The 24243-nt window shown below is 72.7% G+C and carries 32 protein-coding genes; 12 read left to right on the top strand and 20 right to left on the bottom strand.

Translation table 11 applies throughout. The features are described 5' to 3' along the window. Window positions 1-16: 16 nt before the first annotated feature. The 3 genes from ACFPFQ_RS37895 to ACFPFQ_RS37905 form a co-directional block, all read right to left on the bottom strand. The gene (locus tag ACFPFQ_RS37895) at window positions 17-1399 is read right to left on the bottom strand and encodes a prolipoprotein diacylglyceryl transferase family protein (protein ID WP_379627760.1); all 1383 of its coding nucleotides are present in this window, start codon (window positions 1397-1399) and stop codon (window positions 17-19) included. Between the two features lie 135 nt (window positions 1400-1534). Then, window positions 1535-1771 (bottom strand): hypothetical protein, encoded by a 237-nt coding sequence (locus ACFPFQ_RS37900; RefSeq protein ID WP_379627762.1) that lies wholly within the window; start codon window positions 1769-1771, stop codon window positions 1535-1537. Further along, the gene (locus ACFPFQ_RS37905; RefSeq protein ID WP_379627763.1) at window positions 1771-1995 is read right to left on the bottom strand and encodes a hypothetical protein; all 225 of its coding nucleotides are present in this window, start codon (window positions 1993-1995) and stop codon (window positions 1771-1773) included. Before ACFPFQ_RS37905 ends, ACFPFQ_RS37900 begins: the two co-directional genes overlap by 1 nt. Window positions 1996-2268: 273 nt before the next feature. Here ACFPFQ_RS37905 and ACFPFQ_RS37910 point away from each other — a divergent pair, with 273 nt between their 5' ends. Next, window positions 2269-2979, top strand: coding sequence for a hypothetical protein (locus ACFPFQ_RS37910; RefSeq protein WP_379627765.1), 711 nt, complete (start codon window positions 2269-2271; stop codon window positions 2977-2979). A gap of 84 nt (window positions 2980-3063) precedes the next feature. Here ACFPFQ_RS37910 and ACFPFQ_RS37915 read toward each other — a convergent pair whose 3' ends face one another. From ACFPFQ_RS37915 to ACFPFQ_RS37965, 11 genes are all read right to left on the bottom strand, one after another. Continuing rightward, entirely contained in the window at window positions 3064-3669 is a 606-nt protein-coding gene (locus ACFPFQ_RS37915) for an ImmA/IrrE family metallo-endopeptidase (protein WP_379627767.1), read from the bottom strand. Then, on the bottom strand, window positions 3569-3904 hold the full coding sequence (locus ACFPFQ_RS37920; protein ID WP_379627768.1) for a hypothetical protein: 336 nt from the start codon (window positions 3902-3904) through the stop codon (window positions 3569-3571). Before ACFPFQ_RS37920 ends, ACFPFQ_RS37915 begins: the two co-directional genes overlap by 101 nt. A gap of 97 nt (window positions 3905-4001) precedes the next feature. Then, window positions 4002-4340: a hypothetical protein gene (locus ACFPFQ_RS37925; protein WP_379627769.1), complete on the bottom strand. Its 339-nt coding sequence runs from the start codon at window positions 4338-4340 to the stop codon at window positions 4002-4004. 65 nt (window positions 4341-4405) lie between these two features. Next, window positions 4406-5722, bottom strand: a complete 1317-nt coding sequence (locus ACFPFQ_RS37930) for a HAMP domain-containing sensor histidine kinase (RefSeq protein ID WP_379627771.1) — start codon at window positions 5720-5722, stop codon at window positions 4406-4408. 97 nt (window positions 5723-5819) lie between these two features. Next, the gene (locus tag ACFPFQ_RS37935; protein WP_379627773.1) at window positions 5820-6512 is read right to left on the bottom strand and encodes a response regulator transcription factor; all 693 of its coding nucleotides are present in this window, start codon (window positions 6510-6512) and stop codon (window positions 5820-5822) included. 57 nt (window positions 6513-6569) lie between these two features. Continuing rightward, on the bottom strand, window positions 6570-7388 hold the full coding sequence (locus tag ACFPFQ_RS37940; RefSeq protein WP_379627774.1) for a cytochrome c biogenesis CcdA family protein: 819 nt from the start codon (window positions 7386-7388) through the stop codon (window positions 6570-6572). Next, window positions 7385-8110, bottom strand: a complete 726-nt coding sequence (locus ACFPFQ_RS37945) for a TlpA family protein disulfide reductase (protein WP_379627776.1) — start codon at window positions 8108-8110, stop codon at window positions 7385-7387. The genes ACFPFQ_RS37940 and ACFPFQ_RS37945 overlap by 4 nt, the downstream gene beginning before the upstream one ends. 148 nt (window positions 8111-8258) lie before the next feature. Further along, complete coding sequence (locus tag ACFPFQ_RS37950) at window positions 8259-8555, bottom strand: glutaredoxin family protein (RefSeq protein WP_417715046.1); 297 nt, start codon at window positions 8553-8555, stop codon at window positions 8259-8261. 83 nt (window positions 8556-8638) lie between these two features. Then, window positions 8639-9343, bottom strand: coding sequence for a redoxin domain-containing protein (locus tag ACFPFQ_RS37955; RefSeq protein ID WP_379627780.1), 705 nt, complete (start codon window positions 9341-9343; stop codon window positions 8639-8641). Then, window positions 9340-10308 (bottom strand): cytochrome c biogenesis CcdA family protein, encoded by a 969-nt coding sequence (locus ACFPFQ_RS37960; RefSeq protein ID WP_379627782.1) that lies wholly within the window; start codon window positions 10306-10308, stop codon window positions 9340-9342. Before ACFPFQ_RS37960 ends, ACFPFQ_RS37955 begins: the two co-directional genes overlap by 4 nt. A 160-nt stretch (window positions 10309-10468) precedes the next feature. Further along, a complete protein-coding gene (locus ACFPFQ_RS37965) occupies window positions 10469-10708 on the bottom strand; it encodes an SHOCT domain-containing protein (protein WP_379627784.1) in 240 nt (79 codons plus the stop codon). A gap of 278 nt (window positions 10709-10986) precedes the next feature. On the opposite strand from ACFPFQ_RS37965, the gene ACFPFQ_RS37970 reads away from it, so the two are divergent. The 5 genes from ACFPFQ_RS37970 (at window position 10987) to ACFPFQ_RS37990 (ending at window position 14783) form a co-directional block, all read left to right on the top strand. Continuing rightward, window positions 10987-11355: a BlaI/MecI/CopY family transcriptional regulator gene (locus tag ACFPFQ_RS37970; RefSeq protein ID WP_379627786.1), complete on the top strand. Its 369-nt coding sequence runs from the start codon at window positions 10987-10989 to the stop codon at window positions 11353-11355. Further along, window positions 11352-12314 carry a M56 family metallopeptidase gene (locus ACFPFQ_RS37975; RefSeq protein ID WP_379627787.1) on the top strand — a complete coding sequence of 321 codons (963 nt, stop codon included), beginning with the start codon at window positions 11352-11354 and terminating at the stop codon, window positions 12312-12314. The genes ACFPFQ_RS37970 and ACFPFQ_RS37975 overlap by 4 nt, the downstream gene beginning before the upstream one ends. A gap of 92 nt (window positions 12315-12406) precedes the next feature. Then, window positions 12407-13594 (top strand): YncE family protein, encoded by a 1188-nt coding sequence (locus tag ACFPFQ_RS37980; RefSeq protein ID WP_379627789.1) that lies wholly within the window; start codon window positions 12407-12409, stop codon window positions 13592-13594. Between the two features lie 125 nt (window positions 13595-13719). Next, a complete protein-coding gene (locus ACFPFQ_RS37985; RefSeq protein ID WP_379627790.1) occupies window positions 13720-14415 on the top strand; it encodes a TlpA family protein disulfide reductase in 696 nt (231 codons plus the stop codon). Beyond that, the gene (locus ACFPFQ_RS37990) at window positions 14412-14783 is read left to right on the top strand and encodes a DUF1707 SHOCT-like domain-containing protein (protein ID WP_379627792.1); all 372 of its coding nucleotides are present in this window, start codon (window positions 14412-14414) and stop codon (window positions 14781-14783) included. The genes ACFPFQ_RS37985 and ACFPFQ_RS37990 overlap by 4 nt, the downstream gene beginning before the upstream one ends. A gap of 288 nt (window positions 14784-15071) precedes the next feature. Here ACFPFQ_RS37990 and ACFPFQ_RS37995 read toward each other — a convergent pair whose 3' ends face one another. Next, the gene (locus ACFPFQ_RS37995; protein WP_379627794.1) at window positions 15072-15362 is read right to left on the bottom strand and encodes a hypothetical protein; all 291 of its coding nucleotides are present in this window, start codon (window positions 15360-15362) and stop codon (window positions 15072-15074) included. 7 nt (window positions 15363-15369) lie between these two features. On the opposite strand from ACFPFQ_RS37995, the gene ACFPFQ_RS38000 reads away from it, so the two are divergent. From ACFPFQ_RS38000 to ACFPFQ_RS38010, 3 genes are all read left to right on the top strand, one after another. Continuing rightward, entirely contained in the window at window positions 15370-15513 is a 144-nt protein-coding gene (locus ACFPFQ_RS38000; protein WP_379627795.1) for a hypothetical protein, read from the top strand. 116 nt (window positions 15514-15629) lie between these two features. Next, on the top strand, window positions 15630-16724 hold the full coding sequence (locus tag ACFPFQ_RS38005) for a sulfite exporter TauE/SafE family protein (protein ID WP_379627797.1): 1095 nt from the start codon (window positions 15630-15632) through the stop codon (window positions 16722-16724). Between the two features lie 100 nt (window positions 16725-16824). Further along, entirely contained in the window at window positions 16825-17043 is a 219-nt protein-coding gene (locus tag ACFPFQ_RS38010; RefSeq protein WP_379627799.1) for a cation transporter, read from the top strand. A gap of 75 nt (window positions 17044-17118) precedes the next feature. On the opposite strand, the gene ACFPFQ_RS38015 is transcribed toward ACFPFQ_RS38010, so the two are convergent. The 5 genes from ACFPFQ_RS38015 to ACFPFQ_RS38035 all read right to left on the bottom strand — a co-directional run bounded on the left by ACFPFQ_RS38015 (window position 17119) and on the right by ACFPFQ_RS38035 (window position 21196). Next, window positions 17119-17466, bottom strand: a complete 348-nt coding sequence (locus tag ACFPFQ_RS38015; RefSeq protein WP_379627801.1) for a response regulator — start codon at window positions 17464-17466, stop codon at window positions 17119-17121. Window positions 17467-17579: 113 nt separating this feature from the next. Further along, on the bottom strand, window positions 17580-18266 hold the full coding sequence (locus tag ACFPFQ_RS38020; RefSeq protein ID WP_379627802.1) for a DivIVA domain-containing protein: 687 nt from the start codon (window positions 18264-18266) through the stop codon (window positions 17580-17582). Next, a complete protein-coding gene (locus tag ACFPFQ_RS38025; RefSeq protein WP_379627804.1) occupies window positions 18266-18508 on the bottom strand; it encodes a hypothetical protein in 243 nt (80 codons plus the stop codon). The genes ACFPFQ_RS38020 and ACFPFQ_RS38025 overlap by 1 nt, the downstream gene beginning before the upstream one ends. Beyond that, entirely contained in the window at window positions 18499-20871 is a 2373-nt protein-coding gene (locus tag ACFPFQ_RS38030) for a heavy metal translocating P-type ATPase (RefSeq protein ID WP_379627806.1), read from the bottom strand. The genes ACFPFQ_RS38025 and ACFPFQ_RS38030 overlap by 10 nt, the downstream gene beginning before the upstream one ends. After that, window positions 20864-21196, bottom strand: coding sequence for a metal-sensitive transcriptional regulator (locus tag ACFPFQ_RS38035; RefSeq protein WP_379627808.1), 333 nt, complete (start codon window positions 21194-21196; stop codon window positions 20864-20866). Before ACFPFQ_RS38035 ends, ACFPFQ_RS38030 begins: the two co-directional genes overlap by 8 nt. A gap of 206 nt (window positions 21197-21402) precedes the next feature. On the opposite strand from ACFPFQ_RS38035, the gene ACFPFQ_RS38040 reads away from it, so the two are divergent. From ACFPFQ_RS38040 to ACFPFQ_RS38050, 3 genes are all read left to right on the top strand, one after another. Beyond that, window positions 21403-21969 carry a class I SAM-dependent methyltransferase gene (locus tag ACFPFQ_RS38040; RefSeq protein ID WP_379627809.1) on the top strand — a complete coding sequence of 189 codons (567 nt, stop codon included), beginning with the start codon at window positions 21403-21405 and terminating at the stop codon, window positions 21967-21969. Between the two features lie 316 nt (window positions 21970-22285). After that, window positions 22286-23521: an MFS transporter gene (locus tag ACFPFQ_RS38045; RefSeq protein WP_379627811.1), complete on the top strand. Its 1236-nt coding sequence runs from the start codon at window positions 22286-22288 to the stop codon at window positions 23519-23521. 105 nt (window positions 23522-23626) lie between these two features. Next, a complete protein-coding gene (locus tag ACFPFQ_RS38050; RefSeq protein WP_417715047.1) occupies window positions 23627-24019 on the top strand; it encodes an ArsR/SmtB family transcription factor in 393 nt (130 codons plus the stop codon). Window positions 24020-24243: the final 224 nt, after the last annotated feature.

Below are 24243 nucleotides of genomic sequence, written 5' to 3' on the forward strand. Positions count from 1 at the left end.
CAGAGTCGTTCTGCGGCTATGCCGCGAGGAGCGACCCGAGAACCGCGAGCACGGCGACCAGCGCGGCGGCGGCGAGGGTGAGCAGTCGCCCGGCCGAGGTTCGGCGCGGTTCGCCCCGCAGCGGAAACAGCAGCTGCCGGGCCACGGTGTAGATGGCGAGGGCGCCGACGAACAGCGCCCCGGGCAGTGGCAACCGACCGGCCAACACCAGGGCCAGCGCCGCGACGGCGATCAGTAGTGAGATGGCTGCCTCGAGGAGCTGCACCGGGATGCGGCGGACTCCGATCCGGCGGTCGGAGGACCACAGGCCCCACCGCGACAACGTCGGGCGCCCCGCGCAGCAACCGCCCAGGAAGCATCCCGGCCGCCCCATGGTCATGGCGAGAAACACCCCGGGCGTGGTGGCGTCGAGCAGCACCCCGACCGGGGTCCCGACCAGAAGCGATCCGAGCCCGAGGGTCCCGAAGCCGCCGAGCAGGAAACCCTGGATGCAGGTCCCCGCGGCCACGAACTTCCGCAGGCCCTGGCGGTGCAGAACCAGATACCAGATCTTCGCGGCCAGGTAGCCGACCACGACCGCGGCCACCGAGAAACCGGCCGCGCTCCCCCACTGCCCGGTTCCGCGCTGCAACAACAGGGCCTGCGTCGCCAAGGCCACCAGCACACCGAGCAGGACCAGGACGGGCCAGACCCACGGTCGCACTCCCGGGCCGTGCAGTAGCGCCACCGGGCGGGTCAACGCGGTCAGCCGCGCCACCGCAGGCCGGATCCGCGTCGCCACTCCGGCGGGCCGTGCGGTGTCGCCCACCGCGGCGGAGGCGGTGACCTGCCACTGGCCGGGACGGACACCCACGACCTTGGTGGTGATCGAGACCCGGCCGCTGCCGGGTAGTAGCCCGTCGAGCTGCTCGGTGCGGTCGAAGCGGTCCTTCGGGTCGTCACCGTCGGCGCCGACCCGGCGCCCGACGAAGCGGACCGTCGCCGACGTCGTCGACACCAGAGCGAGCTCGTCCACGTCGAGCCAATAGGTGGCGGCCAGTCCGACCGCATCACCCGGCAGACCATCTGCGAGCTTCTCCGCGCAGCCGGCCACGGCGACGGCCTGCACCGTCGCCTCCCGAGCTCGTGCCGCCGGGGTGGGCATCACCCCGGCCGGCGTGATGATGGTCGGGACGGGTGCTCCCCGGTGCGGTCCCTCACCACCGGACGGCCCGGTCTCCACCGGGTCGTTCGGGCGTCGGGTTAGCGGAGCCGGCCCGGCAACGAACCCCGAGGGGTGGGCTGAGGTGACGGCGCGGCCCTCCCGCGCGGCCAGCGCGGAGGTCAACCGGGTCAGCTCCTGCGGGTCGCCCACCGCGCTCGTCACGGCGGCGGGAGTCGTCGCGGCCGGTCGGTTCACGGATCGCTTCTTCGGCGTCGACCGCTTCCGGGAGTTGGTCACCGACCCTCGGCTTCCTGCCGGTCGCCGCGATCCAGTCCGACGGCAACCGGGTTCCTCGTCTCGCAGCCGGGCCCGGGATGCGGGTGCGGCAGATCAGGCATCGGTGGGGGGCGTCAGCCGGCGGCTGGGAACCCGGCCGCTGTCGAGGGCGTCCTGGGCGCGCAGCGCCCGCACTTCTTCCCGCAGCTCGGCGAGCTCCCGGTCAGCCTCGACGCCGGGCCCCTGTGTCGCAGTCATCGCGCAGCGCCCGCGCAGCGCCGGCCGGACACAGAAGAAGTACGTGGCGGCGATCGCGGCGACCGCGATCACCGCGGCGAACCAGGTCGGCATCACTGCCCGCCCGGTGCGCGCTGCGCTGACCGGTCGGACTTGAGCTGGTCGATCTCCGCGCGCAACGCCGCGACCTGCGCGCTCGGGTCACCGGCCTGCGCCCCACCCGCGTCCCCGCCCGCGTTCCCGCCGCCGGTGCGCTGCCCGCGCATCATCATCCACATCATCACGCCCATCCCGACCGGACAGGCCAACACGGCAACGCCGTAGAGCAACGCTTGCATGGTTCTCCCTCGACCCCCGGCGGACGGCACGACACCATCCGCTACCAACTACTATCTCCGTACCGAGACAGTAGCCGGTGTCCGAGTGCCTGTCACGCCCCGAGGGTTGCCACCATCCGGGAAGGGCTCGCCTGGACGAGGTTCCAATCGCCGCGACCTCCAGCAGTCCGACGGGCCGCGACACCGCAGCTACTTCGCGGACCCCCACCTCGGCGAGAGGTCAGTCGTTACACCAACTACTGTCTCTGTACCGAGGACGGAGTGAGGTGCGTGATGGCGAGGAAGCCCCGAGACAAGACAGCGACCACGGCGCAGACGCGGGCCGGCCGCGCCGCCGTCGCCTCGGCCCGGCGCAGCAACAGCGGGCGCGGCTGGTGGATCGGCGTCGCAGCGATCGTCCTCGTGGTGGCGGTCGTGGTCATCCTGGGGGTGACCCTCAGCCACCCCGGGGCCGGCACGGCGGCCGCGAACCCGCAGCAAGACGCCAACCCGGCACTGCTGGCCAGCACCGGCGGACAGGCCAGCGGCGCCACGGTCGACGGGATCGCGTCCAGCTCCACCGAACAGGTGCTGTTCCACATCCACGCCCACCTGGCGATCTACATCAACGGCAACCCGAAGCTCATCCCCTACGGCATCGGAATCGTGCTGCCCTATCAGCTCGCCACCTCCCGAGACGGCCAGTTCGTCAACGGTGGCAGCGCCTTCTACTGGCTGCACACCCACGACGACACCGGTGTGATCCACATCGAGTCCCCGCAGCGACGCACCTTCACCCTCGGAGACTTCTTTGACATCTGGCACCAGCCCCTGAGCCCCAACCAGATCGGCCCGGCCAGCGGGCCGGTCACCGCCTATGTCAACGGGACCCCGGTGACCGGTGACCCCCGCGCGATCGCGCTTGACCAGCACGCGGTCATCCAGCTCGACCTCGGTGGCGTGCGCACCGCCCCGCGGCCCCACACCTTCCCTGCGGGGCTGTAGCCGAGCCGACCCCGCCCCCACCACAGGCCGGCCAACCGGGCTGGTGTTCCAACTGGCCGGCAGCGACTTCAGCGTCCGAACCGGTCAGACCGCGCGCAGTCCACCAGTGCGGAACAGGGTGTTGTCCTTGGGCTCGGCGAACCCCGCGATGGCGGCAACCTCGGCGGCACTGAGGCCGCGGGCACCGAGTTCGTGCCCGATCGACTCCGCCAGGGCGGGGCGCTCCGCGGCGATGTCGTCGCTGCCCGGTTCCTGGCTACGCCAGCCCTTCGCGCTGAACATCTTGTACAAGCTGGTGCGCTGGATGGGGCTGAGCAGCCCCAAGTGGTAGGCGCGCTCGACGAGGGCCTGCATCGACACGCCGTACTCGCGCTTGAGATCAAGCAACCGCCCGATCTTAAGGTTGCGCAGCGACGGCCGAATCACCTCGGCAGGCATCAGGAACTCCCCGGCGAACGCGTTGGCCTGGGCCTCGACGTCGTCGACCGACAGCGCATCGGCGTGCAGCACCAGGTGGCCGAGCTCGTGGGCCAGGGTCAGGCGCAGCCGATCCGGTGGAGCGGCGGTGTTGAACAGGATCACCGGGTGCTCACCCACCCACTGCGAGAGCCCGTCCACCCGGGCGGTGGCGAAGTCCTCGCCGACCAGCAGACACCCGGCGGCCTCGAGCCATTGAGCCAGGTGCCGCACCGGGGGCCGCCGGCATCCGCCACTGGGCGCGGACGAACCGGGCGGCCTGCTCCGGGGTGACGTCGAGCAGATCGAGGGTCGGGACGTGCTGCTCGGCGCGCAGGGTCACCTCCTCGAACAGGTGCCGGGCATGCCACCGGTACATGTTGAGCCGGGCCTCGAGGAAGACAACGCCGTCGGTGTCGAGGTTCTGCTCGGCCCAGTGGGGGGTGACCAGGACGTCCTGGCGACTCATGCGATTGCTCCTTTGCGGGGTGTCGGGGACGGCTCACAGCCGAGATCCCGGGGTGACACAGGCGGCGGGCGCCTGCGTAGTGCGCCGAGCGCGCGGGTCAGCCGCCGGTCATGCCGTGCGTGTCCGAGCCCATCTGTCCCATCCCGTTCATCCCGCCCTCCGACAGCATCTTCGTCATGGCGGGGCGCATCTGCTCGTGCATGCGCGTGGCGGCAGCGCGCTGATCGGCCGGCACACTCGCCACCATCGTCGCCATCATCTGGTCCATCCGGTGCAGCTGCGCGGTCGGGTCGGCCGGCGCGGCGGTGTCGCTCTCGGCGGCCGGGGGTGCCGGCGCGGGGGTGGCGGCGAAGGCGACGCCGGTGCCGGCGGCACCGAGTCCGATCGCCAGCACCGCCGCGGCGAGCCCGGTCCGGATCTTGTTCGTCTTCATCATGTTGTACCTCCATCGTGGTGCCGGACCGAGGAGTTTCGGTCGACATCCACGACGCTAGGTCGGGGCTATGAAGATCCGATGAAGGTCGCCGGGATCGTGGTGGGGAGCCGGACCAGGAAGCGGCTGCCGCTTCCGGGGCGGCTGTCCACGCTGATGTTGCCGCCGTGGGCGACGACCAGGTCGGCGGCCACCGCCAGCCCGATACCGGAGCCCCCGGGTGGGGCGGCGGCGCCCCGGAAGAAACGTTCGAACACGCGTGCCATCTCGTCGTCGGGGATGCCCGGGCCGGTGTCGGCCACAGCCAGCTCGGCGCCGTCGCTGCCGCGGGTCAGAGTGATGGTGATTGTTCCTGCGGGTGGGGTGTAGGTGGCGGCGTTGGTCACCAGGTTGGTGACGACCTGGCTGATCCGCCCCGGGTCGGCGAACACGGTGACCTCGTCGAGACGACGGACGATGCTGATGCCGAGTGCGGCGACAGGACTGGCCAGGCCGTCCAGGACGGCCCCCACCAGGGGCGCCAGGGCTACCGGTCGGCGGTGCAGGGTGAAGCGGGCGGCTCCGGCGTCGGCCATGGTCTCCAGGTCCGCGACCAGCCGGCCCATCCGCAGCGCTTCATCGTGCAGCGACGCGATCAGCGCCGCGTCGGGTGCGGTGATGCCGTCGCGGACGGACTCGAGTTGGCCCTGCAGGATCGCCAGCGGGGTCCGAAGCTCGTGGGAAATGTCGGCGGCGAAGGCCTGCCGCAGCGCGTCCTCGTGGTCCACCGCGTCGGCCATCGCGTTGAACGACTGGGCCAGCGCCCCGAGCTCATCAGGGGAGGACACGTGGGCGCGGCGGTCGCGGTGCCCGGCGGCGAGGTCGTCGGCGGCCGCGGTCAGCTCGGCCAGCGGACCGGTGGTGCGCCGGGCCAGCAGCAACCCGACCAGCAGCGCCACCGCGCCGGCCCCGGCCGCGGCGAGCAGCAGCAGCCGGTTCACTCCGTCGCGGAACGCGACGTCCGCGACCGGGGACACGGCCTGGGGCACCTGCAGCACCGCGGTGCCGACCTGTCTCCCGTCGACCATCACCGGGTCCTGGACGGTCGCGGTCAGGTCGGGCACCCCCATCATCTGCCGGTGCACAGCGGTCATCGCGGGATCGACCCCGGCGTCGGCCAAGGACCACACGAGTCGACCGTCGGATCCGAGGACCTGCACCGTGGAACCCGTCATCACCAGTCCCGGCGCCAACCGGTCCAACGCCTGAGCCCGCCAGCCCTGCTGCGCCTGGTAGTCGGCGGTCAGCAGGGTGACGATCTGCTGGGCGCGGGCCTGCTGCTGGGTGGCGAGATAGCCATCGAAGCGGGCACTGAAGGCCACGTTGACCACGATCGCCGTCAGCACGGCCGCCGCAATAGCGGTCGCGGTGAACGCCAGCGCGAGCCGTCGAGCGACCCGACCCCGTCGCTGCCGCGTCGTGATCGCGGCCGCCCCCCAACATCTAGTCATCACGGTCGAGCCCGAGCTTGTAGCCGACTCCGGCCACGGTGGCCACCAGCCGCGCGGCCGCGGGTGGGTCGCCCAGCTTGCGGCGCAGGTTCTTCACGTGGGCGTCGATGGCGCGTTCGGCGGCGTCGCCGTCGCGTTCCCCGCGGACCCGGCTGGTCAGCTCTCGCCGCGACCAGACCCGGCCCGGGCGGGCGGCGAGCGCGGTGAGCAGGTCGAACTCCGAGCGGGTCAACGCAACCGGTCGGTCATCGACGTTCACCTCGCGGCGCGCGGTATCGATACGCAGCACGCCCTCCCCGTAGCTGGTCAGCTCGGCAGCCGCGGCGTCGCCCGCGGTGCGGCGCAGCACCGCGGCCACCCGGGCGACCAGCTCACCGGGACTGAACGGCTTGGTCACGTAGTCATCGGCGCCCAACCGCAACCCGGCGATCCGCTCCGCTTCCCCCGCCCGGGCGGTCAGCATGATGATCGGAAGGTCGGCGCCGCGGCGGACCTCGCGGGCCACTTCCTGACCCGACCGGTCGGGCAAGCCGAGGTCGAGGATCATCAGGTCCGCCGCACCGGCCAGCTCCACCGCCGCGGCGGCGGTGGCAGCGTCGATGACCGTGTGGCCCTCGCGCTCCAGGTAGGCGCGCACCAGCTGACGGATCTTCGCCTCGTCGTCGACCACCACGATCACCGCCATACCCTTGCCTCCTGTGGTGTCCCGTTGGCCTCTCCGATCGGGCGCCCTGCGTGGGTGTTAGAGGGGGGTGGTGAAGCCGCCGATCGGGACCCGCAGCCACGCGATGAACACACCCCACAGCCCGGTCACCAGCAACAACCCGACGACCACCAGCATCACCCCGCCGGCGATCTGCACGGCGCGGACGTGGCGGCGCAGCCAGCCGGTCGCCCGCACCGCCCACCCGGCGCCGACGGCGAGCGCGACGAACGGCAGCCCGAGCCCGAGGCTGTAGGCCAGCACCAGCAGCAGCCCGCGCGGGGTGGCCGGCCCGACCTGCGTCCCGGCCGCGAGGGCGAGGACCCCGGTCAGGGTGGGGCCCAGGCACGGGGTCCAGCCCAGCCCGAACACCGCGCCCAACACCGGGGCGCCCCACAGCCCGCGCCCGGGGCGGCGGTGGATCCGCATCTCGCGCTGCAGCGGCGGGATCAGCCCGAGGAACACCAATCCCATGGCGATGGTCACCACCCCACCCAGGCGTTGCAGCACATCCGCATTCAGGTAGAGCAGGTCCGAGAGGCCCAGCACGCTCATGATCCCGGCGGTGAACACCACGGTGAACCCGGCCACGAACAGCAGCGACGCCACCACCAGCCGCAGCCGCCCCGTCGGAGGCGCCACGGTGACCCCCGCACCGGGGCTGCCGGTCGGGGTGTCGCCGGTGGCCGATGGCGTGGCGGCGTCCGGGGTGCCGGCGAGACCGGCGAGGTAGGCGAGGTAGCCGGGCACCAGCGGTAGGCAGCACGGCGAGGCGAACGACACCGCGCCCGCGATAAGCGCGATCAGCGTGGCCAGCAGCAGCGGCCCGGAGATCGCGAGATCGGTCAACCCGCTCACGATCCCGCTCCCCCACGGGCGGCGGGCGCTGCCGCTGGGTCGGCCGGTTCGGCCGCGACCCGCTGTACCACCGGTAGCAGCTCCGCCACCCGTAGCGCGGTCAAGAACACTGCCGCCACCCGGTGGTGGCGGTCCAGCACGATCGTCGACGGGACGGTGTTGCGGGGGAACCCGGCCAGCGCGAGCAGTGACCGGCCGGGGTTGTCGAAGATCGACGGGTAGGTGATGGCGTGCTCGCGGACGAAGTCCGCGGCGGCGTTGCGGTCATCGCGCACGTCGATCCCCAGCAGCGTCACCCCCGACGCGCGGGTCTGCTGGTAGGTCTGCTCCAGCCCGGCGGCCTCGGCCCGGCACGGCCCGCACCAGGAACCCCAGATGTTGATCACCACGACCTGCCCGGGGAAATCGTCGACACCGATGGTGTGGCCGGGCTCGAGCAGGCTGTCCCCGGACAGCCCGCGCACCACCCCGCGGGTCGCCGGCGGGTCGTAGAAGATCTGGGTCTGCCCGCCCGGCGCGACGAAGGTGAACGTGTTGGCTTGGGCGACCGCGTCCTTGGTGCCCGCGCACGCCGTCAGCAGCAGAGCACACAGTGCCACGGCCGCCACGCTGCGCAGCCGCCGCCGACGCGCGCCGCCGGGTCGGTGGCGTGCGAGGCCGGGGAGCGGTGCGGGTGCAGCGGTGCCCCCGACGGCGCGGCGGCTCGATCTGCGCACCGTCATCGGCCCTCGACCGACGCGGCGCCCGATGCGGCAATCAGGTCTGGGTCACCGCCGGGCCGGCGGCGACGCGGGTGGTGCCGGGCGGCGGGGAGTCGGGGCGCGCGCCGTGGTGCGCGGGTGGCCGCGCTCGGCGCAGGGATGACGGTGCTCACCGGCGATGCGCGCCCTGGTCGCCGCCCACCGGGTCGGCGGAAACCGATCGGCGGGCGAGGTGGCGGCGCAGCCGACGCTCCGAGAGCCTCCCGTAGCTGAACATCTCCCCGTCGAGCAGCACGCCCGGGGCGAACAGCACCCCGTGGCGCATGGCCAGGTCGCGGCCGTCCTCGCTGCCCAACTCGATCCAGCGCACGGCGAGTGGATAGTCCTGCGCGACCCGGGCCAGCACCGCCTGGGCGATCTCGCAGAACCCGCAGTCGGGCTGGGTCAGGACGGTCACCTCGACCATCGGCGCTGGGGTTGTCGGCGCTGGGGTCGTCGGTTCTGGGGTCGTCGGTGCCGGGGTGTGGGGCTTTCGGGTCATCGGCGTGGTCACGAGCCCTGGCGGCCGGCGCGCAGGTCACCGGCGAGCTGATCGGGTGCGACGTACATGGTGAACCGGGGCGGGCCGCCGTAGTCGGCCCGCCAGTCGATCTTCCCGTCCGGTCCGACCAGGACGAAGCTGTGCCCGTCACGGGAGGTGCCCATCATCCCGTAGCGGTTGGCCTGGTACTGGGTCGAGACCGCCAGGTTGGTGTCGACCAGCGCGGGCGCGGTGAGTCCGTCGTCGTGCATCTTCTGCGCGACGAGATCCAGCGGGCCACTGGTGATGGTCAGCAGCTGATCCACGCCCAGCGCGCGCAGCGCGGCGGGATCTTTCTGCAGGTCCCGGATCTGGTCCCAGCACGGCTGGCACCCCAGACCCTCGTGGAAGTACAGCAGCACCGTCTTGCCCCGGTAGTCACTGAGCCGGGTCGTCGCCGGGCCACCGCCCGCCGCGGCCGGCGCCGTCGCGTCGGGCAGCTGGAACTCCGGTGCCGTGGCCCCGATCCCGGGGCTGCCCACATCGTAGCGATCGCTGGCGGCCGCGGTACCGCTGGAGTTGCTCTTGTAGATCGCGAACAGCCCGATCAGGCCGACCACCACGAGGATGGCGACGATCCACGGCATGCGGGAACGCTGGGCGCGCCGCGCGCTGCGCACCGGGGAGCGACCCGCCCGGGCGCGCGGGGGCGACTTGGGCCGGCTGGCATTCATCGAAGCTCCTTCTCATCGTCGGCCAGATCTGCCGAGTCCGGCTCCTGGCCCGGGACAGACGCACCCACGCCCGCAGCCCCGTCAGCGTGCGGGGTGCCAACAGCGGGGGTGTCAGCGGTGCGGTTGCGCAGGCCGCGGCGCAGCAACAGGGCGAAGCCGGCGACCAACACAGCGGCCACCGCCCACCCCGGCACCCAGGACAGCGCCTGCGCGGCGATCGTGGCCGTGTGCTGCAGCCAGGCGCTCAGGCGGGTCTGCCAGCCGTCGGTGTCCATGCCCGGGCCGGCGAACGCCAGCACCCAGGACAACACGCCCATCCCGATCATCAGCAGGCCGCTGGCCAGGACCCCGACGGGCATCTGCCGCTGCCGCCCACCGAGCTGCAGGCGCACCGTGCGCGCGGAGAGCAGCCGGGTCGCGCGGTCGCGGTGGCGGTCCCACAGCAGCCCGGCCACCGCCAGCGGCGCGACCATCCCACCGACGTAGGCCAGGCCGATCCCCAGTGCGGTCGGGAACGACGCCGCCGCCCCGGACAGAACCGCGACACCGACCAGGACCGGCGCGCAGCAGGCGCTGGCCACTCCGGAGAACGCGCCCAGCAGATACGCCGAGCCGAGCCCGCCGCCCGCGGCGCCGCGGCCGCCGGGCATCGGCAGCTTCGGCGACCATCCGCCCAGCACCGCGATCCCGCCGAGGAACATCGCCGCCCCGCCGATCAGGTAGACCCACAGGTGCTGATCGACGAACAGCCGGCTCAACGCGGCCGCACCCAGCCCGATCGGCAGGATCACCGTGGCGACCCCGGCACCGAAGACCAGGGTGGCGGCCAGCACCCCGCCGCGCTGGCGGAACCCGGTCGCGAGGTAGGCCGGCAGCATCACCGACACACAGCACGGCGCCAGCAGCGCCACCATCCCGCCCAGGAACGACACCAGCAGGGTGGTCCCCACGAGTAACTGACTCATCGCCGAACCATCCAACCCCTCGAAGCACTAACTACGGTCTCGGTACGGAGATCGTAGCAGCGGGGCGAGCAGGATTGTGCGGGCGGCGCAACGCCCCAACTTTCGCGCCCACATACTCTCCGACGCCGCGAGTGATCCCCGACCTGCCGCCGACACCGGATCAGTGCCAGGTGAGCGCCGAGAGGCGGCGCTCGTACTCCTCGTCGTCGATCTCGCCCGCGGCGTAGCGCAGCCGCAGCCGCTGGCGTGCGTCGTCCTCGGGTGCGGGCGTGACGTCGCCGGCTCGTCTCCCGCGTACCAACCCGACGCCACCGAGCACGGCCAGGGCCAGCACGGCGATCACCACCACGATCAGCACGAGCCCCCAGAGCCCCATCCCGGCCGCCATCCATCCGTTCATCACCAGCGAACCCTCTCTCCTTCGTCCCCGCCGCCGCGCTGAGCCGAGGTGCATCCACCATCGGCCCCGGCGACGTAGGCGCCGCACCGGAAGCGCCGTGTTGCGGGCTACCCGCCCGGACACGCCGGGCCTATCAGCGACTCCAGAATCTACTGTCTCGGTACGGAGACCGTACCTCTATGCTGGGGGTGAGGACCGGACGTCGCCGCCGGTGGGTGTTGTAGTGCGCGGCGCGGTCGACGGTGGGGATCGAGCGGGTTTCAGGGAGATGGTGCGGTGTGCGCGGGTTCGGAGAGCTGGAGGCGGTCGTGATGGACCGGCTGTGGTCACTGGACGGGTCGGGCACCGTCCGCGAGGTGTTGGAGCTCATCCAGACCGACCGGGAGATCGCCTACACCACGGTGCTGTCGACCATGGACAACCTCTACCGCAAGGGTCACCTCACCCGGGAGCGAGTGGGCAAGGCCCACCGGTTCCAGACGGTGGTCAGCCACGACGAGCACACCGCCGCACTGATGCGGCAGGCCTGGAGCACCGGTAAGGACTCCGACGCGGTGCTGACCCATTTCGTGGGCGAGATGAGCGAGGACGAGCTGGCCCGGCTGCAGGAGGTCCTCGCCCGCGGCGGCCGGGCGAGCGGCCGATGAGTCTGGCCGCCTGCCTGCTGACCTACAGCATGGTCGTCGCGGTACTCGGGCCGCCGCTGCTGCGCCGGGTCACCCACGCCGGGACGGTGCCACGGCTGGGCATCGCCGTCTGGGTCACCGCGATGGCCAGCGTAGTGGGTTCCTGGGTGGCGGTGGCGGTGCTGCTGGCATCGGATCTGCTGCGCGCCTCGGGTGACGTCAACCGCCTGCTCGCCGGGTGTTTCGCAACGCTCAAAGCGCTCATCGGGGGCAGCTACGGCACCGTGCTGCAGGCCGGGCTGTCGCTGCTCGCCGCGCTGGCCCTGGCCACGCTGGTGACACTGGCCGGGCGCATGGTGCGCGCGGTGCACGGCACCCACACCCACACCCGGCGCCACGCCGACGCCGCGCACCTCGCCGCCCGTGGCGCACCGCGGGGCCCGGGCGGCTCGCTGATCGTGGACGCCGAACACCGCAGCGTGTACTGCGTGGCCGGCCCGCGGCGCACGATCGTGATCACCCGCCCGGCGCTGCGCGCGTTGGACGACGCCCAGCTGGCCGCGGTCCTGGCCCACGAACACGCCCACCTCAACGGCCGCCACCACCACCTGCTCGCCCTGACCGGGGCGTTAGCCAAGATCCTGCCCGGGATGGCGCTGTTCACCGACGGCGCCGCGCAGATCGCGCGGCTGGTCGAGATGTGCGCCGATGACGTCGCCGCGCGGCGCCACACCGCCGACACCGTCGTCGGGGCCTTGCTCGCGCTCACCCTCGGGCCGCGCCCGCCCGCCCCGGCACCCGCGCTGGGCGCGGCCGCGGTCGGGGTCGCCGACCGCGTCGAGCGGCTGCTGTTCCCGCCGGCCCCGGGCCCGGCGCGGCGGGCCCAGAGCGCGGCGCTGGGCGCCCTGTTGATCGGGCCGCTCGTCGCGGCCGCGCTGATCGTGAGCCAGTCCCCGCTGTGTATCACGGCGTTGAGCTGATCCCGCCCGACGAACGCCGTGCTCGCGTCATGACCAGGCCGGGCCTAGCCGGCGCTGCGAGCGGTATGACGGTGCAGAAGAGGGGCCCGATCATGACTCGGCGGCCCCGGGCGCGCCTCGCCGCCGTCCTGCTGATGGTCGTGGCGCTCGGCGTGACCGCGTGCACGACCGGTCCCCCGCCCGGGCCGGCGGCCGCTCCCGGGCCGCCGACCGCTGCGGGCCTCGGCTCGAGCGTGCCGGGCGGGCTACCGGGCATGCCACCGGTGACCGACCCGCACAACATCTACGCCGCCGCCGGCGCCGGCATGCTCGGCGATGTCGCGAAGGCCACCCGCCCGTTGGTGTACGTGCCGCACTCCAAATCCGGGGACGTCTGGGTGATCGACCCGGCCACGTTCGCGGTCGTCGCGAAATACCCGCTCGGCGGGGAACTGCAGCACATGATCCCCTCCTACGACCTGAGAACCCTCTACGCCAGTGACGACACCACCGACAAACTCGTCCCCTTCGACCCCGCGACCGGGCGACCCGGCGCGGCGATCCCGGTGACCGACCCGTACAACCTGTACTTCACCCCGGACGGTCACTCGGCGATCTCGGTGGCCGAAGCGCGCCGCAAGCTGGTCTTCTATGACCCGCACACCTGGCAGATCCAGGACACCCTCGACACCCCAGGCTGCGCCGGCATCGACCACGCCGATTTCACCCCCGACGGGCGCACGGCCGTGTTCACCTGCGAGTTCGCCGGCCGGGTCGCGGTCGTCGACATCGCCACCCACCGACTCCTGCGCATGATCGACATGCCGGTCCGCAACACCCGGATGGGCCCCCAGGACATCAAGCTGGCCCCCGACGGATCGGTGTTCTACATCGCCGACAGCCAACAGAACGCCCTGTGGGTCCTCGACGGGGCCGCGACGAAGGTGCTGCGCCAGATCCCCACCGGGCTCGGCCCGCACGGGCTCTACCTCGACCGCGCTGCGACACGGCTTTTCGTCACCAACCGCCACGACGGCTCCATCAGCGTGCTCGACGCCTACACCGGCGCCCTGCTGGCCACCTGGAAGATCCCCGGTGGCGGCAGCCCCGACATGGGCAACCTGACCGCCGACGGCACCCAGCTGTGGCTCTCGGGCCGCTATGACCGGGTCGTGTATGTGCTCTCCACGACCGACGGGAAGTTGCTGGCGAAGATCCCGGTCGGGAACGAACCGCACGGCCTGACCGTGTGGCCGCAACCCGGGCGCTACTCGCTGGGCCACACTGGCATCACCCGCTGACGGGCGCATCGCGGGGAGCGCGCGGGCCACACGCCGACCCCGGCTATCCTACGGTCGTACTACGGAGATGGGTTCAGTTGCGGTGACGGGAGCCGGATGACACAGCACGGGCGCCGAATTCTCCGATGAGCGAACGGCAGCGGGTGTGGTCGAGTCCCGAGGCACGGTGGACGGCCGTCGTGCTCGTGCTCGGTGTCGCGGCGGTGGTGGCGCTGTGGCCACGTGGTGGCGTCCACGACGGGGCGTCGGCGCCCGGACCGGTTCCGCAGGTGCTCTCGCAGTCCGCGACGCTCACCTCGCCGGCCCCGGACGACGCCGCGCTGGCCGGCGTGCGGGCCCGGGCCGCAATGGAGCCCTGCCCCGCCCCGCGCCCGGGAGCGGCCCGGCCGTCGGGGCCGTTGTCGGGCATCGTGGTGCCGTGTCTGGGCGCGGCGGGCGCGGTCGACGTGGGTGCGGCGCTGGCCGGGCGGCCCGGGTTGGTGAACCTGTGGGCGTCGTGGTGCGGGCCGTGTCGCGAGGAGATGCCGGTGCTGGCCGCCTACGCCGCGCAACCGGACGCGGTCGCCGTGCTCGGTGTCGACGTTCAGGACGACCCGGGCGCCGCATTGAACCTGGTGGCCTCGCTCGGCGTGCACTATCCGTCGGTCACCGATCCCGACGGCGCCCTGCAGCGGGCGCTGCGGGGTCCGCGGGTGCTCCCCCTCAGCTTCGTGATCGGCCCCGACGGCTCGGCGCAGCTCGTCGCGCCGCGGGTGTTCGGTTCTGTCGAGGAGATCCGCCAAGTGGTGGCCGACCCGACCCGACCCGCAGCAGCCCGATGACCGACAAGGAGGTGGCGGTGATGGATCCGACGATGCGCGCCTCGGACGCCGACCGCGAGCAGATGGTGCGCCGGCTGCAGCGACATGTCGCCGCGGGACGGCTGAGCTTGACGGAATTCTCCGAGCGGGCCGCCGCCGCCTACCGGGCCCCGACCATCGGTGAACTCGCCGCACTGCACCGCGACCTCCCCGACCTCCCCGACCTCGACGACCTGCCGGTGCAGCCCGCGACGAGTGCCCCCGCCGGTGGCCTGGCTCTGCTGGGCAGCGCGCTGCCCGCGACCGTGTTGGTGGGGATCGTGCTCCTGGCGCTGGCGCTGACCGCCCTGTCATCCGTGCTTCCCGGCGCCGCCGGTTTCTGCCACTGACACCGTCAGCCCTCGGCCCGGCCTCAGCGGACCCGCTTCGCTGTGTCACCCGAACGGGCCAATGACGCGGCGATGGATACGGTCGTATAGCCGTATCTATTAGGCTACTTGGGTGCAGCCCTCCGATCATGCCGAGGCGGCACGACGGTTCCTCCTGCGCCTCGCGATGGTCCTGGTCGTCGCGGCGGGCGTGCTGATGCTGATCATCCCGGTGTGTCACGCCGGGATGTCAGCAACGCCGATCGCCGGCTCATCCACCGCCCCCACCACCGCCACCGTCGTTACCGCTCACATCCCCACGTCGGGTGCCGGTTGCGCCGCGGTGCGAGCCGGCGTCGAGCCGTGCCGGGTCGGCACGCGGGTCTCGGCGCCCTCCGGGGCGCAGTCCTCGGCGGGGGTGTCGTCTGCCGTGGGGTCGACTGCCGCGGGGTCGTCCGCGGTGGGGTCGTCCGCGGTGGGGTCGTCCGCGGTGGGGTCGTCCGCGGTGGGGTCGTCCGCGGTGGGGTCGTCCGCGGTGGGGTCGTCCGCGGTGGGGTCGTCGCGCCCGTGGTCGGGCGCGTCGATGCTGGCCTGCATCACGGTCTTGATGGTGGTTCTCGTGGCGCTGCGCTGGCTGCGCCGTCCCCGCTCCCACCACACGCCGGCGGTGGCGCTGCGCTGCGCGCCGATGCTGATCACGCGCTGCGCGCGGCCGCCGACGCTGGCCGAACTCTGCGTGTTGCGGACCTAGAACCGGGCGGTCCACCCGGCGGGCGACCCCTCCCCAGGGTCGTGCCGCGGCGCTCACGGGTCGAACCGTGGGCACGTGTTCCCCGCCCCCGTTCCCACTCCCGCAGGAGTCTGTCCGTGAACCTCACCGCAGTTCTCGCCACCGGCCTGTTCGCCGGCGGTGTCTCGTGCGCCGCCGTGCAGGGGGGCCTGCTCACCGGCCTGCTCGCCCGGCAGCGCGCCGCCGCCGGATCCCCAGCCCTTCCCGCCGCCGTTGCGGCCACCCCGGGGCGCCACCGCGCCGCCACCGACGACGATCCGACGTCGCCCCGCACCCGGGTCCAAAGGATCGCCGACGACATCACCCCGGTCGGCGGGTTCCTCACCGGCAAGCTCGTCTCACACGCCGCGCTCGGTGCCCTGCTCGGCGCGCTGGGCGGCGTCGCGGCGCTCTCGATCAGCGCCCGAACCACCCTGCAACTGCTCGCCGGAGCCCTGATCATCGTGTTCGGGCTGGCCCAGCTCGGCGTCCCCGGGTTCCGCCGGGTCGTGATCGAACCACCGCAGTCCTGGATGCGGGTCGTGCGCAACCGGTCCCGTTCACGATCCGCACTGGCCCCGGCCCTGCTCGGCCTGGCGACCGTGCTCATCCCCTGTGGGGTGACGTTGTCGGTGCAGGCCCTCGCGCTGGCCTCTGGATCGGCGCTGTCCGGCGCGGTGATCATGGCGCTGTTCGTGGCCGGCACCGCGCCGTTGTTCGCGCTGCTGGGCTACGCCGCGCGCCGCGCCGCGACGGCCTGGCGGGGCCGCCTCGCCCTGGCCACCGGACTGGTCGTGGTCGTGATGGGCCTCTACACCCTCAACGGCGGCCTCGAGCTGGCCGGATCCCCGCTGGCGGTGTCCCGGGTCGCGGCGGCCTTCGCCGCCCCGACCGCACCCGCGGACACCTCGACCGTCACCACCCACGGCGGGCGACAGCAGGTGGTGATCACCGCGGGGGTGGGGTACAGCCCCGACAACGTCGCGGTGCGCGCCGGCATCCCGACCACGCTGGTCGTGCGCTCGGACAACCCGCAGGGCTGTGTGCGGGCGTTCCTGGTGCCCAGCCACGGGGTGGACGTGATCCTGCCCGAGCAGGGCGAGACCCGCATCGACCTCGGGGTTCTCCCACCCGGGACGCTGCGCTACTCGTGCGGCATGGGCATGTACACCGGCACCATCACCGCCACCTGACCACCAGCCACCCCGGCCTCACATCGCGCCCCTGAGATCCACCCGGGCGCCCCCCAACAACCGCGCGACGGGGTCATCCCAGCCGCACCAAGGAGCTCCCATGTCGACCACCCACACCTTCCGCGTCGAGGGCATGCACTGCGCCAGCTGCGGGCTGCTCATCGACGACACCCTCGAAGACCTCCCCGGGGTCACCCGCGCCCAGACCTCGATGAAACAGGGCCGCAGCACCGTCGAGCTCACCGCCGACAAGTCCACCCCCGCCGACGTGATCGCCGCGATCGGGGACCTCGGCTACACCGCCCACCCCGAGACCTGATCACGTTGCCCCCGCCCACCCGGTGTCTGTGCTGGGGCAACCGGAGGCGGCGGGGCCGCGGCGGCCTTCTGCGCCTCACGGTCGTGATCGGACCGCGGCCAGCATCGCCCGCGGGTCGCCGGACTTGGGGAGGACCCCGACGGCGCCCGCGGCCAGCGCGAGGTCGATGCGCGGGTCCTGCGGGGTGGCGGTGTGCAGCCAGATCCGGATGTCGCGACGCTGGTGCAGGATCTGCGCGGCGGCGGCGGCGCCGTCCATCCCGGGCATCGCGAGATCCATCAGGATCACCTGCGGATGGGCGTCGGCGACCACGCGGACGGCTTGCTCGCGGCCGGCGCAGTCAGCAACCACCTCGATGTCCGGCTCAGCGGCCAGGATCCTGGTCACCAGCCGCCGCACCGAGGCGTGGTCATCGACCACCATCACCCGGATCACATGCCGGCGCTCCGATGCGGTCCGCCGATGCCGTATCGCTCCGGATACCGCAGCCCACCCTGCCGGGTACCGATGACCATCACCTGCCCGTCAGCTGCCCGTCAGCGCTGGTGACCGTTGCTGTGCTCGCTGTCCGGGCCGCTGGCCGGGCCTGCAGGGCTGTCGGCGCGGACCGCAGTGAGGCTCTGCTCGATCCGGTGGACCTGATCGAGCAGACCCACTTGGGAGCGCAGCGCACCCAGCGCGGTCTCGATGTGGCGGGTCCGGTCGACGAAGCGCCGCTCGGCGATCTGCAGCTGCTCGAAGCGGGCCTCGGTCTCGGCGCGCAGCGCCTCCCACCGGTCCCGCGCGGCGTCCTCGAGCTGCCGCGCACGGCGGTCGGCCTCATCCAGACGCGCCCGGGCCGCGTCGGCGTCGGCCTGCGCGGCGGCATGCAGCGCCTGCGCGCGACGGGTCAGCGCCTCCGCGGCCTCTTCGGCCTGCCGCATCACCAGCGATACCGCCTGATCGGTGCGGGCCCGGATAGCCGCGGCATCCGCGTCGGCCTCGGTGCGGGCCCGGGCTGCGTCGGCGCCCGCGGACGCGGTGGCCGCGTCGAGACGACGCTGCAGCTCGTCGCACTCGGTGCGCACACGGGCCCGGTCCGCGGCGGTGTCGGCGATTTTGTCGATGGCCCCGGTGTAGTCGGTGCCGACCCGACCCAGCATGGTCTGGACCTGCGCGCGGTCATACCCGCGCCAGCGGGGCCGCAGTGCGGTGGCGGTGATCTCCTCGGGAAGCATGGGCATCAGCGGACTCCTGTAGCGCGCGGGCAACGGTTGAACCGGGGGGCGGGGGCAGCGCCGGGTGCGGTGAGCACCTCGATGCGCTCGGTGTCGCAAGCCGGGACGAAACCATCGACGGCCCGCGGTGGGCGTGCACCGCCGTCGGGGTGGTGGACCGTGACGGGGTCGAGCAGCAGGACCCGCTCGTTGCTCCCGGTGGAGCTGCGGCGGTGGCCCTCGACCCAGCCACCGGTGCTCAGGTGCACCCGCAGGTAGTCCGCGTCGCGCTGCGCTGCCCGGGCGTCGCTGGCGGTGTGGCCTGTGCGGTGGGTCGGCGGGACGTGGCGGTGCGGGGGTCGCGGAAGCGCAGCAGCCGCAGCGAGTTCGCGACCACGCTGACTGAGGAGAACCCCATCGCCGCGCCGGCGAAGATCGGGTTGAGCAGCCCGAGCGCAGCCAGCGGGATCAGCGCCACGTTGTAGCCGAACGCCCACCCCAGATTCTGCCAGATCGTGCGGTAGGTACGGCGCGAGAGCCGGATCGCGGTCGCCACCCCGCCCAGGTCACCGCGCATCAGAGTCAGATCCGAGGACTCGATGGCCACATCGGTGCCGGTGCCGGTGCCGATCGCGATCCCGAGATCGGCGGCCACCAGCGCGGGGGCGTCGTTGACGCCGTCCCCGACCATCGCCACCACCTCACCGGCGGCCTGCAGCCGCGCCACCTCGGACTGCTTGTCCGCGGGCAGCACCTCGGCCAGCACCGTGTCGATCCCCACCCGGTCGGCGACCGCGCGGGCCGTCCGCGCGTTGTCCCCGGTGATCATCGCGACCTTCAGGCCCATCCGGTGCAGCTCCGCGACGGTGTCGGCGGCACCGTCCTTGAGGGTGTCGGCCACCGCGAGCACCCCGCGGACCCGCCCATCCCAGCCGGCGAACACCGCCGTGCGGCCCTGGCCCTCCAGCTCCTCCGCAATGCGGGTCAGCTCGTCGGGCAGGGTGAGACCGGCCTCGGCGGCCAGCTTGCGCCGCCCCACCCACACCGTGACGCCCTCGACGTCAGCGCGCACCCCGTGCCCGGCCACCGAGTCGAACCCGGTCACCGCGGGCAGCGCGCCGTACGCCTGCCGTGCGGCGGCGGCGATGGCGTGCCCGATCGGGTGCTCGCTGTCGGCCTCCACCGCCCCGGCCCGGCGCAGCAGCTCGGCCGGGTCGGTCCCGTCGCCGGGTTCGGTGTCGGTCAGGGCCATCTCGCCCTTGGTCAGGGTGCCGGTCTTGTCGAACACCACCGTGGTGATCTTCCGGGTACGTTCCAGCACCTCCACACCCTTGATCAGAATGCCGAGGCTCGCGCCGCGCCCGGTGCCGACCATGATCGCCACCGGGGTGGCCAGCCCGAGCGCGCACGGGCACGCCACGATCAGCACCGCGACCGCGGCGATCAAGCCCTTGACCGGGTCCCCGGCCAGCAGCCACCAGCCGACGAAGGTGGCGGCCGCGAGCCCGATCACGGTGGGTACGAAGATCGCCGAGACCCGGTCGGCCAGGCGCTGTGCCCGGCCCTTCCCGGCCTGCGCCGCGGACACCAGCGCCACGATCTGGGCCAGCGCCGTGTCCGAGCCGACCGCCGTCGCACGCACGGTGAGCACGCCGCTGGTGTTCACCGTCGCCCCGACCACGCTCGCCCCGGGCGCCTTGTCGACCGGCACGGATTCACCGGTCAGCATGGACTCGTCCACCGCCGAGGACCCGTCCACGACCTCACCGTCGGTGGGGACCTTCTCCCCCGGCCTGATCCGCAGCAGGTCCCCGACCCGGACCTGCTCGGCCGGGACCATCACCTCGACCCCGTCCCGCAGCACGCGGGCCTCCTTCGCGCCCAGCTCCAGCAACGCCTTGATGGCCTTCCCGGCCCTGCGACGCGCACGGACCTCGAAGTACCGGCCGAGCGCCAGGAACGCGATCAGCAGCGCGGCGGTCTCGAAGTACAGCTCGGTGCGCCCGCGCAACAGCTCCACCAGCGAGAACGTGTACGCGGTCAGGGTGCCGATCGCAATCAGCGTGTCCATGCTCGCCGACCGCGCCCGGGCACGGCGCGCGGCCTCACGCAGGAACGGCCACCCGACCACGAACTGCACCGGGGTGGCCAACCCCAGCTCCAGCCACGGCGCCCACGCCTGTTCGAGCAGACCCGGCCAGAACGCGATCACCATCGTCGCGAGCCCCAGCGGCCAGGCCAGCAACACCCGCCACAACCACGACCGCTGCACCGCCGCCTCGTCGTCCTCCCCCGCCGGGTCCCCGCCGCCGCCGTCCGCGCCGGCCGGGGCCGGCGGCGCGTCGAGCTGGTAGCCCGCCTTCGCCACCGCCGCCCGCAGCGCCTCGGATGCGGCAGGTTCCGCCGCCAGGACCACGTGCGCGGTGGCGGTGGCAAAGTTGACCTCCGCCCGCTCCACCCCGGGCTGCTTGCCCAGCGTGCGCTGCACCCGGTTGGCGCACGATCCGCAGGTCATCCCGCGCACCGCGAAGTCCAACGTCGCCGACCCGCGGTCCCCCGGGCCCTCCGCGTGCCCCGCGGTCGTGTCGGTGGTGTCCGGGCGGGTAGCGGTGTGGGTGGCCGTGTCAGGCATGGTCGTTCCCCTCCGGCTCGGCTGCCGCGAGGTCGTCCTCGGAGACCTGCGGCGGGCGGAAGACGTGCCTGTCGAACTTCAACGTCTCCATCAGCTCATCGACGATCTCCGCGGTCCGGCCCTCCTGCATCGCCTTCGCGACACAGGTCTCCAGGTGGCGGCGCAACATGATCCGGCTCGCGCCCTCCAACAGGCCCTGCACCGCCGAGAGCTGCTTCATCACATCCGGGCAGTACGCGTCCGCCTCGATGATCGACACGATCCCGGTGATCTGACCCCGGGCGGTCTTCAGCCGGTTGATCACCGACCGCTGATGGGTATCCACACCGCAGACCCTACACCCCACCCCAGGGGGGGTAGGTTCAGCCAGAGAGACGGTCGACACACCGTCATGAGGTGGAAGGGTGAGTCATGCGACGGGCACGCGGTAAGAAGGCGGATCGAACTCGCCGTGGGTTAGCGCCCACCCTCCAGCAGCGCCAACGTTGGCGGCGGCACTGGGACCGACAGGTCCGCGGCTACGACCGCCAGATGGGCTTCATGGACCGCGTCCTGTTCGGCGACACTCGCGATTGGGTGTGCGCGCAGGCCACTGGACACGTCTTGGAGGTGGCCATCGGCACCGGGCTGAACCTGCGCCACTATCCCGACCCAATCACCCTGACCGGGATCGAGCTGAGTCCGGCGATGCTCGAGCTCGCCCGGCGACGCGCCCACGAGCAGCACCGCACCGTCGACCTGCGGACCGGCGACGCCGAAGCACTCGAGTTCCCCGACTCGAGCTTCGACACCGTCGTGTGCACCTTCTCGCTATGCGCCATACCCGATCACCGCCGCGCGGTCACCGAGATGGTGCGGGTCCTGCGCCCGGGTGGGCTTCTGCTGCTCGCCGATCACGTCGTCGCCCCGCACCCGGCCTTGCGAGCGGTGCAACGCCTCGCCGAGCTGGCCAGCGTGCCACTGGGCGGGGAACACTTCCAACGCCGCCCCATCGAACTGGTCCGAGCCGCCGGACTGAACATCGAACGACACGACCGGTTCGCCGCCGGCCTCGTCGAACGCCTCGCCGCCCGCAACCCGGACACCAAGCTCCCCTGACCCACGCCCGCGCGGGCGGGGCACCGGCCGGCGCAGCGGCACCCCCGTCGTCACCGTGCAGTGCCCGCGCGTGCGCCGGCGCGATGCGTGAACCATGCCCGCGCCTGTTGCCCCACCTGATCCGGTGAAAACTCGACCAACCCACCGACGAGATCACCAACGACCCGGACCCGCGACGCCGCGCCGCGCCGCGCCCCCCAACGAGCCTCATCGACAGGAGCACCGTGACCATCGCCGAGATCTGCCGGCCGCCGGCCGCAGGGGCCTGTCTGATCACCACGCTCGCTCCAGCCGCACCGGCCGGGCTGACGTCTTCGTGACCCGCGCCCCGTCATCGCGGGTCGGGCTGCGCGCGGTGTTCGCCCACCCCGGCTACCGCCGGTTGTGGTCCGCGCGCACGGTGTCGCAAGCCGGAGATGTGTTCGCCACCGTGGCCCTGGCCCTGCTGGTGTTCGACCTCACCGGGACAGCGCTGGGGGTCAGCGCGGTCGTGTTCGCCGAGATCATCCCGGTGCTCGCGCTGGCCCCGCTGGCCGGCACGCTGGTCGACCGGCTGCCCCGAGTGGCGGTGATGGTCGCCGCCGATGTGTGGCGCGCCGTGCTGGCCGGCTCGCTGATCTTCCTCGGGCACAACGTGGTCGCTGTGTACGCGATCGCATTCGGGCTCTCGGTCGGCGCGGTGGCGTTCAACCCCGCCGCGGGCAGCGCCCTACCCACGCTCGTGACCGACACCGAACTGGTCGCGGCCAACAGCGGTATCTGGACCGCGGCGGTGCTGTCGCAGATCGCGCTGGCCCCGCTGGCCGGGATCCTCTACAGCGCGCTCGGCGCCGGCCCGGCGTTCGGGATCAACTCCGCCAGTTTCGCGCTCAGCGCCCTCGTGCTGGTCGGACTGCGGCTCCCCGCCACCCCGACACCGACCCGACGTCGCGGGTTCTTCGCCGACGCCGCCGCCGGGGTGCGGCTGCTGGCCGCCGACCGGCTGCTGCGGGCGCTGGGCGCCGGGCAGCTGCTTGCCGCCCTGTCGGCCGGTGCGACCAGTGCGCTGCTTGTCGTCCTCGCCCGCGACCACCTCGCACTGCCACCCTCGGGCTTCGGGTTGCTCCTGGGTGCGATCGGCGTCGGCGCCGCCCTCGGCCCGTTCCTGCTGACCCGGCTGATCGGTGACCCACGCCGGCCGGCGTTCGTGTTCGGGCCCTACGTGCTGCGCGGCCTGGTCGACATCGCCCTCGCGAGCTTCACCGCCCTTCCCGTCGCTCTGGTCGGGCTCGCCGCGTACGGATTGGCCACCTCCAGCGGCGCGGTCACCTTCACCTCGCTGCTGCAAGCACACACCCCCGACCATGCTCGGGGCCGGATCTTCGCCAGCTTCGACCTGCTCTGGCAGCTCGGCCGGTTGATCTCCCTGCTCATCGGCGGAGCCCTCGCCGTCGCCCTCGGCATCCAGGCCGTCTACTACCTCGGCGCCGTCCTGCTGCTGCTCGCTGCCTGGCATCGGATGGACCGCCACCCGCGCTGCGGAAGCTCCAGGCGGCCGAGGGAACGCCAGTAGCGGCAGGTAGCGCGGCCGGTCACCGCCAAGGCCGCGCACCGCGTATTCGTTCGCATCTGCACATGGGTTGCCCAGGTCTGGTGGCCCGCTGCGTGGCGAGGAGCGATGCTTTTCGGACGCCACACAGCGTTATCATCGCCGCATGACGATGTTGTGGGTGAGTCGGTGCGCGCCGAGCTGCGCCCGGCGGCGGCGTTGTTCCGGTCGCTGGGTGATCCGGTGCGGTTGACGATTCTGCGCGGGCTGGGCGACGGGGAGGCGCGGGTGGTGGACCTGACCGCGCGGCTGGGGTTGGCGCAGGCGACGGTGTCGGCGCATCTGGCGTGCCTGCGTGACTGCGGCCTGGTCAGCGTGCGCGCGGTGGGGCGGGCGTCGGTGTACTCGCTGGCCCAGCCCTCGCTGCTGGAGTTGTTCGCCGCCGCCGAGCAGGTCCTGGCCGCCACCGGTAACGCCGTGGCGTTGTGTCCCATCTACGGCGACCCGCAGGAGCAGCCATGAGCAACCCGAACCGGCCCACCGCGCAGATCGCCCCCCCCAGATCACCGTGCAACGTGTCGAGCAGGCCACGCCGCGCACCGGTCCGATCGGATGCGCGGACGACTGCTGCGAGGCCTCCACGCCCACCCCGGCAGGGCGCAGCGCGGCGTGGCACCGTGCCGCCGGGCGAGCCAAGGCGCTGTCGTGGTTCTCGCTGGCCTGGATGACCGGTGAGGGTGTCCTCG

The sequence above is a fragment of the Pseudonocardia sp. GCM10023141 genome, assembly GCF_042653605.1.